The sequence below is a fragment of the Neorhizobium populisoli genome (assembly GCF_019430945.1).
Taxonomy (GTDB): Bacteria; Pseudomonadota; Alphaproteobacteria; order Rhizobiales; family Rhizobiaceae; genus Neorhizobium; species Neorhizobium populisoli.
Genome location: NZ_JAHYCB010000004.1, coordinates 487465 through 500715 on the forward strand (window position 1 = coordinate 487465; position 13251 = coordinate 500715).

At 59.6% G+C, this 13251-nt stretch carries 10 protein-coding genes; 6 read left to right on the forward strand and 4 right to left on the reverse strand.

What is annotated here, in order from left to right:
* Positions 1-9: 9 nt before the first annotated feature.
* Positions 10-516, reverse strand: coding sequence for a MarR family winged helix-turn-helix transcriptional regulator (locus KX729_RS13395; protein ID WP_219742953.1), 507 nt, complete (start codon positions 514-516; stop codon positions 10-12).
* A 500-nt stretch (positions 517-1016) separates the two neighbouring features.
* Here KX729_RS13395 and KX729_RS13400 point away from each other — a divergent pair, with 500 nt between their 5' ends.
* A complete protein-coding gene (locus KX729_RS13400; protein ID WP_219742954.1) occupies positions 1017-2609 on the forward strand; it encodes a gamma-glutamyltransferase family protein in 1593 nt (530 codons plus the stop codon).
* 459 nt (positions 2610-3068) lie between these two features.
* On the opposite strand, the gene KX729_RS13405 is transcribed toward KX729_RS13400, so the two are convergent.
* On the reverse strand, positions 3069-3788 hold the full coding sequence (locus tag KX729_RS13405) for a hypothetical protein (protein ID WP_219742955.1): 720 nt from the start codon (positions 3786-3788) through the stop codon (positions 3069-3071).
* Between the two features lie 34 nt (positions 3789-3822).
* On the reverse strand, positions 3823-4464 hold the full coding sequence (locus KX729_RS13410; RefSeq protein WP_219743137.1) for a MarR family winged helix-turn-helix transcriptional regulator: 642 nt from the start codon (positions 4462-4464) through the stop codon (positions 3823-3825).
* 421 nt (positions 4465-4885) lie between these two features.
* Between KX729_RS13410 and KX729_RS13415 the strand changes: the two genes are divergently transcribed.
* The 5 genes from KX729_RS13415 (at position 4886) to KX729_RS13435 (ending at position 11430) form a co-directional block, all read left to right on the forward strand.
* Positions 4886-7624, forward strand: coding sequence for an ATP-binding protein (locus KX729_RS13415; protein WP_312991010.1), 2739 nt, complete (start codon positions 4886-4888; stop codon positions 7622-7624).
* A gap of 85 nt (positions 7625-7709) precedes the next feature.
* A complete protein-coding gene (locus tag KX729_RS13420) occupies positions 7710-8249 on the forward strand; it encodes a type 1 glutamine amidotransferase family protein (protein WP_219742957.1) in 540 nt (179 codons plus the stop codon).
* 113 nt (positions 8250-8362) lie between these two features.
* Positions 8363-9301 (forward strand): MBL fold metallo-hydrolase, encoded by a 939-nt coding sequence (locus KX729_RS13425; protein ID WP_219742958.1) that lies wholly within the window; start codon positions 8363-8365, stop codon positions 9299-9301.
* A 333-nt stretch (positions 9302-9634) separates the two neighbouring features.
* Complete coding sequence (locus KX729_RS13430; RefSeq protein WP_246617598.1) at positions 9635-10465, forward strand: alpha/beta fold hydrolase; 831 nt, start codon at positions 9635-9637, stop codon at positions 10463-10465.
* Between the two features lie 137 nt (positions 10466-10602).
* The gene (locus KX729_RS13435) at positions 10603-11430 is read left to right on the forward strand and encodes an alpha/beta fold hydrolase (protein WP_219742960.1); all 828 of its coding nucleotides are present in this window, start codon (positions 10603-10605) and stop codon (positions 11428-11430) included.
* Positions 11431-11506: 76 nt separating this feature from the next.
* Here KX729_RS13435 and KX729_RS13440 read toward each other — a convergent pair whose 3' ends face one another.
* On the reverse strand, positions 11507-13237 hold the full coding sequence (locus tag KX729_RS13440; protein WP_219742961.1) for an ABC transporter substrate-binding protein: 1731 nt from the start codon (positions 13235-13237) through the stop codon (positions 11507-11509).
* Between the last annotated feature and the right edge of the window lie 14 nt (positions 13238-13251).

The following is a 13251-nucleotide window of genomic DNA, read 5'->3' on the forward strand; positions in this document are numbered from 1 at the left end:
ATGTCTGCTTCAGAAATCCTGGGGTGAGCCGAGTGCTGCGGTGATGCGACCGAGCGCGGCGAGCAACATTGCCTTGTCCTCTCCGGCGATCTCATCCAGACGTCGATCATGCACCTCGGCGATGGCATAGAGCTGCGCCTGCATCCGGCGGCCATCATCCGTCAGGCGCACGCTATAACTACGCTGATCATCCGGGTTCCAGCGCCGCTCGATCAAGCCGCGGTTTGCGAGGCCTTTGAGGCTTGAGGTCAGCGTTGAACGATCGCGGCCGCAGATGCGGCTGAGCTCCGATGGCGTCATGCTTTCGGTTTCCGCAAGCGCAGTAAGCAACGCATACCATCCGGGCTTGAGATCAGCTTTCCCGGCAGCCTTTGCGAAAGCCTGAAACGACGCTTCCTGCGCCACCCGCAGATGGTAGCCTATGAGGTTTTTGAAGATTGCCGGGATGAGCGGTTCATTTTCCGCAGGCCCGGGCCGCGCGCCGTCGACTTGCGCAACAGAATATTCCGTCGTCATTGTTCATCCTCCCCATCCCAAATCTATTAGAATTAAGGGGGTACAGCAAGATGGTTTGATATCAAATTATCTCGAGTGTTGGACTCACTGAGCGTGTCGCCGGGAGGAAATATCACCGGAAAAAGGACGGCGCGAGCAGCCGAGGGCTGCCCGCCTCGGGTCAATCGGACCGTTATCGAGAGGCGAGCAGAAGCGTCAGCCCATCAGGGCGTTAAAGAACGTGACCGCGTAGAAGCCTATGACGATAAGACAAATCACGGCCAGCAGAATGGCTGGAATACTGTTCATGACCCTTCTTTCCTGCCGTCTCCGATCAACGCAGGGCAAGCCCTTCATATCCTTACGAATATGTTTACGACGCCTGAGGGTTAACCAATGATTTAAATATTAGGCAATTCGAAATAGATCGCGGCCGCCTTGATACACTTGTCGCGCCGTGATCTGTTTCCGCCAAAATCGAGGCCCAAGAGCCGAGCCATGATTCAACGGATGAGAGCGACATGAGAGACTTCGAACTACCCGGGCGTTCACTGGCCGTGGGTCGCCAGGCCATGGCTGCAACCTCCCAGCCGCTGGCTACGCTGACCGCAATCGACATCATGCGCAACGGCGGCAACGCGATCGATGCAGCGGTGGCGGCTTGTGCCGTTCAATGCGTCGTGGAAGCCGGATCGACCGGTATTGGTGGCGATTGTTTTGCACTCCTGTCGCTCGGCGGGTCCGATAGGATCTTAGCCTATAACGGTTCTGGCCGCGCGCCTGCGGCGGCAAGCGTCGAGCATCTGCGTTCACTCGGCGTCACCAGCCTCGAGCGCACGTCTCCGCATTCCATTACCGTGCCGGGTGCCGTCGATGCGTGGACAAGGCTGGTCGCCGATCACGGGCGCTTGAAGATGGCCGATATCCTGGCGCCGGCCATTAAGTTCGCTCGTGACGGATACGTTCTGCCGCCTCGCACTGCACATGACCTGGCAGCCCAGGCCGAGATCGTCCGGCATGATCCGACAGCGGGCAGCACGTTCCTCGTGGACGGCAAGGCGCCACCGGCGGGCTCGATCCAGTACCAAAAAAAACTTGCAGAGACGCTGGAGGCCATCGGCCGTGAGGGGCGGGATGCGTTCTATCGCGGCCCGGTCGCCGAAAGCATGGTGGGTTATCTCAACAGTATCGGTGGTCTTCACACGATTGAGGATTTCGCGAGCGCTGCAGGCGAATATGTGACGCCGATCAAAACCACCTTTCGTGGTCATGAAATCCACGAGTGCCCGCCGAACGGGCAGGGCATCATCGCCCTGATGATCCTCAATATCCTGTCGCATTTTCCGGGTTCGGGCGATCCGATAGCGCCGGAAAGGCTGCATATCGAGGTCGAGGCGACGCGGCTTGCTTACGCGGCGCGACAGCGGTTCCTCGCCGACCCGGCCAAGTCCAATGTGCCGGTGGAATATCTGCTTTCCGATGCACTGGCGCAGGAACTCGCCGCCATGATCAATCCGGCCAAGGCGATTGGCGATCTGCCGAAATTCGATGACGTGCCGCACAAGGACACGATCTATCTCTGCGTGGTCGACAGCGACCGCAATGCGGTGAGCTTCATCAATTCGATTTTTTCGGTCTATGGCAGCACCCGCATGGATCCGGAAAGCGGTGTGTTGTTCCACAATCGCGGCATGAGCTTCTCTCTCGATCCGGCCCACCCGAACGCAATCGACGGCGGGAAGCGGCCAATGCATACGATCATTCCCGGCATGGTGACCAAGGGCGGCAAGGCTGTGATGCCGTTCGGCGTCATGGGTGGTCACTACCAGGCCATGGGCCATGCGCATTTCCTCTCCAAGGTCTTCGACTACGGCATGGACCTGCAAAGCGCGATCGACCTGCCGCGTCTTTTCCCGCTTCCGGGCACCAATCAAGTGGAAATGGAACATCGCCTGCGAAAGGAACTGGCCGCCGATTTCGAACGCCGTGGTTTCAAGGTCAAAGTGCCGGAATCCGCCATGGGTGGCGCCCAGGCAATCTGGATCGACTGGGAAACCGGCGTCCTGAAAGGCGGTTCCGACCCGCGCAAGGATGGTATGGCAATCGGCATCTAGTCCGTTCGCCGCATGTTTATCTTCGCTGCCACGCCGGGAGCCGGCGTGGCGATTTCTGTCGGGGTCAATTGCAATCAAAGACCGTGGCTTTGATCTCCCGATTGCCGCAAAGAGATATAGGGACCACTGGAAAAGCAATAACAACGCTGGTTCAGGAGAGGAGGCAATCGCCATCCATTGACCTGTCAGGGTGCCTGTATTGCTGCCGCCAAACGCACCAACGAATTCCATATATACTGCAGAGTCGCTGCCTTATCGACGATTGCAATAATCGTGTTGGGCACGACACCGAAGGCTGAGCCGGTCTGGTTGAGCTGGCTTCAGAGCGCCCTGTTGCATCTGGGGGATTGATAGGGGTAATTCTACCGGTGTTCTTATCCTCTATTTGCTTGGAGGGGAGAATATGCCGGTTCGCCGATGGCAGTCGGCGAACCGGCGCTTGTGGGCTATCTGGTCAGGTCATTTTTCCGGCTCGACCTTGCCGGGAAGGCTGAGATTGCCGGAAGCGACCTTGAAGATGTTGCTGACGCAAAGCAGCGGCGCATGCAGGTTGCCGTTGACCTTGAGACCAGCCGTTACGCCATCGAAAGAAGCGCCTTTGATGCCGCTGATCAGCGATAGTGGGATTTCGACATCGACCGTGTCTCCCGAGAATGTCGTCGGATATTCCGGACTGTCGATCAGAAGGGGCACACCCGGCCATGTCTTCGGCACTTTGGGTTTCGCCCCGGCGGGAATATCGATGACCTTGAGCCCGGCGCCGCAGGCCTTGTCTTCGGCAAGCACGACCCAATGCGGATGCCAGACATGCCGGTTCTTGCCGCCATTGGCCGCATCGTCGAAATCGGGATGGAAGGTGACGGCGAGTGCGACGATGCCCTGTTTCTTTTCAAAGCCGATCTCACCGCTGTCGAGGCTGGTCGGCCAGACATAGGCGTAGACGTTAGAGCCTTCGAACTTGCCCGTGGCGTCGGGCTTGTCCTTGCCCGCTTCGCCACGCACGCGGGTGCTGAACAGAGCTTTGTCGCCTTTGGTCGTGATGTTCGTTTCGATGATATCGAAAGAGGCCTGCACGGCCGGGGCCGGATCTGCCTTGATGGAGTGCGCATGTGCTGCCGTAAGGCATGCAAGAGCCGTTCCGGCGACGACCAGCGTCCCGGTTATAAATCTTCGAAGCATTTGATTGTCTTCCTTTGTTTGCCTGGAGGGTGGATTATCCCGCTTGAAAAGCTTCCCAGGTGGCAGCCCGGGAAGTGGGATCGGCTTCTTCGTGGTCACGGCAATCGACGCGCAGCTCGCGCTGGCCGAAAGCCGCGTTGACGAAATGACAGTGATGCGGTTGCCCGGCATCCGGATGAGCGAACGGAGCGAAGTATCGACAGGTCACACACATGCGCTGGACCGGGATCGCGTCGCTTTCCTGAAGGTGACGGATCATCTTAATGAGGGTGAGCAGTAATTGTTGCTGCTCCAACTTATCAAGCGAGCCGACCGCCTGCTCGGCCAGGCTGTCGCCCGTATCGGGCTGGAGAGCCGCAAGGCCCATAGGTGTCAGATACACACGGACCGCGCGCCGATCGCCCTGTTCCGCCCGTTTTTCCAAACGCTGCTTCTTTTCCAGCGCCGCGATGGAATCGGTTGCCGTCGGCTGGGAAACGCCGAGGTGGGCGGCGATCTCCTTCACGTTCAGCCCATCCTTTCGCCCTTCGAGCAGGGCGAGAATTGCGAGCTGGGTAGGGTTGAGGCCCACATCCTTGGCCTTCTTCCACTCGTCGACTCGCAACGCCATCGCAATCCGCGAAAGGCCTTCGCGAATGCGGAAGTCGATAGGAAAGGGGTTCTTCGGCGTTTCCATACGCAATAAATATAGGATTCCTATGTTTATTGCAAGGAGGGCTGAGCCGGTTTCGAAAAATTGACGCAGCGAGACCGGAAGGCCCGACACTTATCCTTTTTGCACCGCCATCGGTACTGCGGATTGACTGCAAAGGATATGATTACCGGGTACGACCTGAAACTGTGGTGCAGCTGTAATTTAACTAAGATTATACATGCTGGGGGCTCCATGACAGGCCGATATTGTATTTGCATACTCCCATAACATTAGTCTGTTTCTATATATACAATGCCATATTCCATTAGAGTAAACTCAATCACAATTTCACGCCGATTATACTTTCGTTTTGAACTGAAGCTTGTCGTTGCCAAACGGGAATCTCCCGGCAAATATGCTTCACATCGGTCAGCTGCATTCAGAGGCATTCGCGAGGCACGCGGTGAGCGACATACATTTCGGCTCATTCACGATCATACCAGGCCGCCGCGTGCTTCTGCGTGACGGGCAGCCGGTTGCGCTCGGTAGCCGTGCCGCCGACATGCTCATCTTCCTTGCGTCACATCCGGGAGAGCTGAAGACCAATGCCGAGATCATCAAGCATGTCTGGCCCGATACGTTCGTCGAGGAGGCCAATCTACGTGTGCACATCTCTGCCCTGAGAAAGGCATTGGACGATACCCAGCGAGAACCGAAGTTCATCGCCAATATTCCCGGGCGCGGTTACACATTCATCGCAAACATTGTGCCTGAGCAGGCTGACCAACCGACCTCAATCGCGCCTCCATCCAGCGTCCGGAATATGCCGGCAGGCGCGCGCATCTTCGGGCGAAACCAATCTATCGCGTCGATTGCCATGCAGTTGCAGCGTTCCCGGCTGCTGACGATCGTTGGGCCTGGCGGGATCGGCAAGTCCACGGTGGCGCGTGCAGCCGCCATGGGAAAAGGCGTGTCGGAGACCGTCTGGATCGACCTTTCCGAAGTGGGGCAAGTCGGACTGATCGCGACGACGATCGCTTCGGCACTCGGCATTCTGGCAAGAACGGATAATATCGTCCGCGACATCGCCCTTCATCTGGCAAACCGCGACGTGCTTCTGGTGCTCGACGGCTGCGAACAGGTCGTCGAGGGTGTCGCGCCGATGGTGGAGGCGATCCTGAGCATGTCGCCCTCCGCCCGGATCCTTGCGACCAGCCGGGAGCCGCTGCGTGCGGAAGGCGAGCGCGTTCATCGCTTGCCTCCGCTGGAATTGCCGTCGGCGACCGGCGGAGCGAGCGAAGCCCTGCTGTCTCCCGCCGTCCAGCTTTTCGTCGAACGCGCCGATGCCTGCCTCGGCAGTTACGAACTTTCCGATGAGGACGCACCTTATGTCGTGGACATCTGCGCACGGCTCGACGGCATTGCGCTGGCAATCGAGCTCGCAGCCGGTCGACTTGAGGCGATCAGCATTCAGGGTCTGGCAGGCTCGCTGTCGGACTGCTTCCGGCTTTTGACGCGCGGGCGGCGCACCGCTCTGCCCAGACACCAAACGCTCCGCGCCACTCTGGATTGGAGCTATAATATCCTGTCCCCGAGCGAGCGGACGGCATTGCAGGAACTGTCGGTCTTCCGCGGATGGTTCGGTGCGGACGCGGCCATCAAGGTATTGTCGGGCGATCTGCCGGAAGATGAGCTGGCCTCGCTCGTATCGAAGTCGCTGGTGAGCGCGGACATCCAGTCTGCCGGTGCGCGATATCATATTCTCGATACGACACGCATATATGCCGCTGAAAAGCTGGCGGAATGCAGCGGCGAGGACCGCTCCATGTCCCGCCTGACCGAATATCTGGAAGGCAGGCTGGCCGGCGCCGAGCGCGAGATCTATTCCGCCGCCATTGACGAATGGTCCGAGGACCATGCATCGCTGGTGACGAACCTGCGATCCGCTCTCGATTGGTCTTTCGGAGAACATGGCGACCGACCGCTGGGAGTCCGCCTCACGGTGGCGGCACTTCCGCTTCTGTTCCGGTTGTCGCTTCTGGACGAATGTTTCGTGGCCGTCACGAGGGCCATCAACTTTCTTGAAACACGGCCCGGCCTGGATGAGCCCAGCCGCATGAAGCTTTATGCCGCCTTGGGTTGGCCGCAGATGCGGGCCACCGACGCGCCGGAATTCGGAATCCGGGCCTGGTCTACCGCGCTCGATATCGCCGAGAAAATCGGCGATATCGATCACCAGCTGCGCGCCATCTGGGCATTATGGGTCGATGCGATCAACCGCGCCCAGCCCGCGTCGGCAATGGAGTTCGCCGAGCGTTTCGGCTCGCTTGCGACATCCTCAGTTGATCCTGCCGATGCGATCATCGGCCAACGCATGCGCGGTGCCACTCTGCATTGGCTTGGCCGCCACGCCGAATCCGGCGACGAACTGCGGCAGATGCTGGTTGAATATTCCAGCGTACAGGGTGGCCCACATTCCATCCGCTTCCAGTTCGACCAGCGGATCGTCGCTCGCATCATCTTCGCGCGGGTGATGTGGGTCCTGGGAGACGAAGATTCAGCGCTACAGGAAGTGCGCGAAACAATCGACCATGCGGCCGATATCGGCCAGACGCTGTCGCTTGCCAATGCGCTGGCGGAGGCCGCATGCCCGATCGCGCTCCTCTCGGGCCGCGACGACCTGGCCGCCGGTTATATCGCGCAGTTGAGGCAACATACCAAGGCCCTTTCGCTCGATGTCTGGCATTGTTATGCCGACTGCTTCGAGGCCGAGCTGATGCTGCGTGAGGGTAGGGCGGAAGAATGCCTGCGGGCATTGAGAACGGGCATGGAAACGCTGTCGGCCGCCGGTTTCACCTTGTTCAAAACCTATTTCCAATCGGTTGCCGCGAGCGCGATGGCCGGGCTTTCACGTCATTCCGAGGCTTTCACGCTGATAGATGAGGCTATCGAACACTGCCGCGATTCCGGCGAACGCTGGTGCTTGCCGGAACTTTATCGGGTGAAGGCGGAGGTCATCCTCGCCGAGACTTCAGGTCGTGGAGCTACACGTGCGATGGAGCTGCTGACCACGGCAGCAGAAGTGGCGCGCCGGGATGGTGCTCTTGCCTGGAAACGGCGGATCGATCGCGATCTCGATGCGATATTGTCGAGCGGTGTGGACGCTGGATCGCCCGTCAGGAATAACGTTGGCGCTCACTGAAGAGCGGAATTTACACCGATTTACAAATCTAAACTCGTTCCAAAGTCCGGCTCGCGCGATCATCAAAGCAGAGCAGGAGACCGAAATGAGCGAAGAAGCCGCCATCCGCTTTCTGATACTGATTGCCGATGGCGGAGACGGGACGGGCAATCACGAAGTGGATCTGGCGAGGATCGCGCCGCCTTATTACGCATTCAAGGATTTCTCCGAGGTCGTTTTTGCCACCCCGCTGGGCGGTCCTCCAATGCTTTCGGAAAGTGTGCGATCCAGCGATCTCTCCGACGAGGCGATACGCCGGTTCAAGGGTGATCGGAGTGCCCGGGAAGAACTTGCCGATACGCTGGGCATCGACCAGATCGTCGTGGAGGACTTTGCCGCAGCATTCTGCATCGGGCTCACCGGGAAAATCTGGGCGGATGACGACAATGGCGTCGCAGCTCTCGTCAGGGCTTTTCTTGGCGCGGGCAAACCGGTAGCGCTCGTTCCCGGCAAGCATCTGCTGCTTTCGCCGGAGGGTGCGGGCAATGGCCTGCTGATCCTCGGCGACAATGACGATTCCCCGCTATGTGCGGCCCGTGTCCTGATCAATGTCGTGGCCGACATGCGCTGGGGTGGCGTCTTCTGATAGGGTTTTCATCGATTTACGACGCTTAACTCGCCCGCGGCTTCACGCGTGCCTAACCTCCCGGCATCGCGACCCATGACCAGGACGGTCGTTAGGCAAAGAGGAGATAGAGCATGTCCAAGTTCGAGACCGATATCGGCGCCACTAGAAGGCAGTTGCTTGCCGGCTCCGCCGCGTTCGCCGCTGCCATGGCTCTGCCGCGCGACGTCCTTGCCGCGCCGTTCCATCAATTCGCGCACGGTGCGTTCGACATCACCGTCGTCAGCGACGGTCTCATCACGCTCCCGCCGGAGGTCCTGCTCCCGGATGCCGGTCCTGAGGAGCGGGCCGATTTCCTGAAGCGTCTTGGCGGCAACGAAAAGGGCGCCGCAGTCCAGGCGAATATCCCGCTGATACGACACGGCAACGACCTTATCCTGATCGACAACGGTTCCGGTACGAACTTTCAGCCGACGGCGGGCAAGCTGGCGGAAAATCTCAAGACATTGGGTATTGCTCCGGAGCAGATCACCAAGGTGGTGTTTACCCATGTGCATCCCGATCATTCCGGTGCGACCGTCACGGCTGACGGCAAGGTTCTTTATCCCAACGCCCGATATTATGTGAGCCAGACGGAATGGGACTTCTGGACGGACAAGAGTTTCGAGATGCGAAGGCCGGCCGCTCTGCATGGTTTTGCCAAGGGCGCCCAGCGAGACCTGTTTGCTGTCGAGGACCGGATCGTCCGTGTCCGGGCGGGTGACGAGATCGTTTCCGGCATGTCGGTCGTCGATACGCCCGGTCATACACCAGGCCATGTCTCGATCGAACTGAAGGGCCGCGACAATCTTCTGATCACCGGCGATGCCTGCACCAACGATACGATCTTCTTCGCGCGGCCGGACTGGCATTTCGGCTTCGATACCGACACGGAAGTCGCGCTCGCCAGCCGCCGCCGGCTTCTCGACAGGGCGGCCTCCGAAAAGCTGAAATTGCTCGGATATCACTGGACCTATCCGGGGGTCGGTTATGCGGAGCGCCGCGGCGATGCCTACAGGTTCGTGTCCGCCTGAACTGTGTCTATTGGCCATCGAACTGCGCCAGTCACGAAGGGGTCGAGGTTTTCGGCCCTTTTTGCTTGACCGCTGCCCCCCGGATTTCCTGATTTTCATCAATTTACGACGCTTAACTCGTTTTACGGCCAGCCCTCGGGCACGTTCCTCTTCGTCAACAGAGGCACAGCTTCCACGGAGACGAACATGACCGGCACCGCCATCGCATTAGATCTGAACGCCACGCGGCGTGACCTCCTGCTTGCCGGAAGCGCGGCAATTGCCGTCGCATCGTTTCCGGGGTGGGCATCGGCAGCCAACCAATCCACCGCAACCGAACAGGGGAACATGACCATGGGCTACATCACCACCAAGGACGGAACGGAAATCTTCTACAAGGACTGGGGCAAGAAGGATGCCCAGGCGATCGTATTCCATCACGGCTGGCCACTTTCGGCCGATGACTGGGACAACCAGATGATGTTCTTCCTGGAAAAGGGTTTTCGGGTCATCGCCCATGACCGTCGCGGCCACGGCCGGTCGACACAGACGGATACCGGCAACGAGATGGACACCTACGCAGCCGACGTCGCCGAACTGGCCGAAAAGTTGGACCTGAAGAATGCCATCCATGTCGGCCATTCCACCGGCGGCGGCGAGGTTGCCCATTATGTCGCTCGTGCCAAGCCGGGCCGTGTCTCGAAAGCGGTGCTGATCGGCGCCGTACCGCCGATCATGGTCAAGAGCGAAAAGAACCCGGGCGGTCTGCCGATCGAAGTTTTTGACGGCTTCCGTACCGCACTGGTGGCCAATCGGGCGCAGTTCTTCCGCGACATTCCGGCCGGCCCGTTCTACGGCTACAACCGTCCCGGTGCAAAAGCCTCCGAAGGCGTCATTCAGAACTGGTGGCGGCAGGGCATGATGGGTGGCGCGAAGGCGCATTACGACTGCATCAAGGCCTTCTCGGAGACCGATTTCACCGAAGACCTCAAGAAGATCGATCTTCCCGTGCTCGTGATGCATGGCGATGACGACCAGATCGTGCCTTACGCGGACTCGGCGCCGCTGGCGGTCAAGCTGCTTAAGAAGGGCACCCTGAAGACCTACAAGGGTCTTCCGCACGGTCTCTGCACGACGCATCCGGAAGTGGCCAACCCGGATCTGCTGGCCTTCTTCCAGAGCTGATATCGCCCGAAGCTGTAGAGCGGTCGCGGGTATTGCGCTCTCGCAGAGGCGATCATGCTCGCGGCCGTCTGCTTCAAATCCGCCCGGAATCTCTCTCGTCCGGTTGCCGTTCAACATTCCGTCAAGGGATCGCATCCATGACCGAAATCAAATTTGTCACCGTTGATGGCGCAAAGCTCGGCTATTGCGAGATCGGTACCGGTGAACCGATCGTCATGTTCACCCGCCTTCGCGGCACGATAGACACCTGGGATCCGGCCTTCAGCAATGCGCTCGCGGACGGGTATCGCGTCATCATAGTGGATTATCCGGGAGTGGGTTATTCCGACGGCACGCTGGCGGCGTACATGGTGGCAGTAGCCGCAACGATGGCCGAGTTTGCGAGAGCGATAGGTGTGGAGAAATTCCATCTGGTGAGCTGGTCTTGGGGCGGGGCGCTCGCTCAGACCTTCATCGCGAAATATCCCGACCTGATAAAGCGTGCGGTGCTGATCGGCACGAACCCGCCCGGCCATGTCGAGCATGCCATGCGCGAGGACTGGTTCCAGCTGGCGTTGAAGCCCGTCAACGATCTTGCCGATGAAAAGGTACTGTTCTTCGAACCCGCTTATGAGGAAAGCATGGCGGCGGCGGTCGCATCCCACAACCGCATCTATGCCCGAGAAGGGGTGACGGAGCGCATCCCGTCGAGAATGGAGGAGTTCAAGCTCTTCTTCGAGGCGGCCCGGAAATTCCATGAGGACGAGGAGGGCGTTCGCGAGGCGCTGAAGAGATCCGATGTGCCGATGCTGATCCTGTGCGGCGACAACGATCCGAGCACTCCCGTAGACAACTGGTTTCCGCTCGTTCGCAAGATACCGCGCGCGCAGCTGCTCATTCTGCCAAGGACCGGACATGGCCCGCAACACCAGTTTCCGCAGCTATCGGCGGACTACATCCATGTGTTTCTAAAGGCGGCGCTCTGAACCCGATCGGGTTTGCCCGGCATGCTCATTCCACAAATAGAAGATCGCCGGGCGCCTGGGCGCCCGGCGAATTGGCTTATTTCTTGGCGTCGGCCCAGCTCTTGACGAGCTCGTCATAGTTGATGGTGACGGGCTTTTCCTTCTCGGTGGCGACCTTCAGCTGCGGAGCAAGATTGCCCTTCGAGACGGCATCCTTGTTCCAGTAGGCTAGGTCCTTCTCCTCGGCGAGCTTCGGACCCATTTCGCCCTGCACCTTGGCGCGTTCAAGGCGCTGCAACACCTTTTCCTGCTCGGAGCAAAGCGAATCCATGGCCGCCTGGGCGGTCTTGGCACCGGAAGAAGCGTCACCGATCGCCTGCCACCAAAGCTGCGCGAGCTTCGGATAGTCGGGCACGTTGGTACCGGTCGGCGACCACTGGACGCGGGCCGGCGAGCGGTAGAACTCGATCAGGCCGCCGAGCTTCGGCGCGCGATCCGTGAAGCTCTTGTGCCGGATTGTGCTTTCGCGGATCAGGGTCAGACCGACATGGCTTTTCTTGACGTCCACCGTCTTCGACACGACGAACTGGGCGTAGAGCCAGGCCGCCTTGGCGCGGTTGGTGGGGGTGGACTTCATCAGCGTCCAGGAACCGACGTCCTGGTAACCGAGCTTCATGCCGTCCTTCCAGTAGACGCCATGCGGAGACGGAGCGAAACGCCATTTCGGCGTGCCGTCCTGGTTCATCACCGGAAGGCCGGGCTTGACCATGTCGGCGGTGAAGGCCGTGTACATGAACATCTGCTGGGCAATTTCACCCTGGGCCGGAACCGGGCCGGATTCCGAGAAGGTCATCCCTTGAGCGGCGGCGGGTGCATAGGCCTTCATCCAGTCGAGATATTTCTGGATCGAATAGACGGCTGCTGGGCCGTTCGTGTCGCCGCCGCGCGCGACGCAGGAGCCGACCGGCTGGGACTTTTCGTTGACCTTGATGCCCCATTCGTCGACCGGCAGACCGTTCGGCAGACCCTTGTCACCGTTACCGGCCATCGACAGCCAGGCGTCTGTGAAGCGCCAGCCGAGCGACGGGTCCTTCTTGCCATAGTCCATATGGCCATAGACCTTCTTGCCGCCGACATCACGGCCGGTGAAGAACTCGGCGATATCCTCATAGGCCGACCAGTTGACAGGAACGCCCAGCTCATAGCCGTACTTCGCCTTGAAATCGGCCTTGTTCTTGGCGTCGTTGAACCAGTCGTAACGGAACCAGTAGAGGTTGGCGAACTGCTGGTCGGGCAGCTGGTAGAGCTTCTTGTCCGGCGCGGTGGTGAATTTGAGGCCGATGAAGTCGTCGAGGTCGAGGCCGGGATTGGTGACGTCCTTGCCTTCGCCGGACATCCAGTCCGTCAGCGAACGGGCCTGCTGGTAGCGCCAATGGGTGCCGATCAGGTCGGAGTCGTTGACATAGGCGTCATAGATGTTTTCGCCCGACTGCATTTGCGTCTGCAGCTTTTCGACGACGTCGCCTTCGCCGATCAGGTCGTGGGTGATCTTGATGCCGGTGATCGCGGTAAACGCCGGCGCCAGCACCTTGGATTCGTATTCATGCGTGGTGATCGTTTCGGAGACGACCTTGATGTCGAGGCCCGCGAACGGCTTTGCCGCGTCGATGAACCATTGCATTTCCTTTTCCTGGTCGGCGCGCGGAAGCGACGAAAGATCGCCGACTTCCTTGTCCAGGAACTGTTTCGCCTCGTCCATGCCGGCATAGGCAGAGCCGGTCAGAGCCAGCAGCGCTGCTGCTGTCGTCGTCATAAGATGCCGTCGCATTTTAGTCCTCCCAG